The organism is Pseudomonas sp. P4_C3 (assembly GCF_056402075.1).
Map to the genome: position 1 here is coordinate 1 of NZ_JBFUIC010000743.1, position 747 is coordinate 747.

Annotated in this window: 1 protein-coding gene; it reads left to right on the top strand. The window is 58.1% G+C overall.

Features of this window, described 5'->3' with window-relative positions:
- Window positions 1-176 precede the first annotated feature (176 nt).
- The coding region (locus AC1DVH_RS32200; protein WP_477757179.1) for a transporter substrate-binding domain-containing protein at window positions 177-747 on the top strand (571 nt) is incomplete at its 3' end.

Here is a 747-nt window from a genome sequence, read left to right on the forward strand (position 1 = left end):
CACCTCAATACCTCCATCCCGCCGCCACTTTTCTGTAAATATTTGTCGCCTCAGCGTAATTTGCCCTCCTGTCACCGCTCTAGACTGCCGGCCACTTCGGTTCCCGCTCACGAAGCGATAACCGAACGCTGCCAATCGAAGCTGCCAATAAAAGCCTCCGCACACAGGAGTTATCAATGAAGAAGCTAGTGATGTTCGGTGCCCTGGCACTGTCGATGTTGTCCCTGACCGCCGTGGCTGATGACGCCAAGCCGATCCGCATCGGCATCGAAGCCGGCTACCCGCCRTTCTCGATGAAAACCCCTGATGGCAAACTCACCGGTTTCGACGTGGACATCGGCGACGCGCTGTGCGAGCAGATGAAAGTCAAGTGCACCTGGGTCGAGCAAGAGTTCGACGGCCTGATCCCTGCGCTGAAGGTCAAGAAAATCGACGCCATCCTGTCGTCCATGACCATCACTGACGACCGCAAGAAGAACGTCGATTTCACCATCAAGTACTACCACACCCCTGCGCGCTTCGTGATGAAGGAAGGCAGTGACGTCAAGGACCCGCTGACCGAGCTCARGGGCAAGAAAGTCGGTGTCCTGCGCGCCAGTACCCACGACCGCTTCGCCACTGAAGTATTGCAACCGGCGGGGATTGTCCTGGTGCGTTACGGCTCCCAGCAGGAAGCCAACCTGGACATGGTCTCCGGCCGCATTGACGCGTTGCTGGCCGACTCGGTCAACCTGGACGACGGTTTCC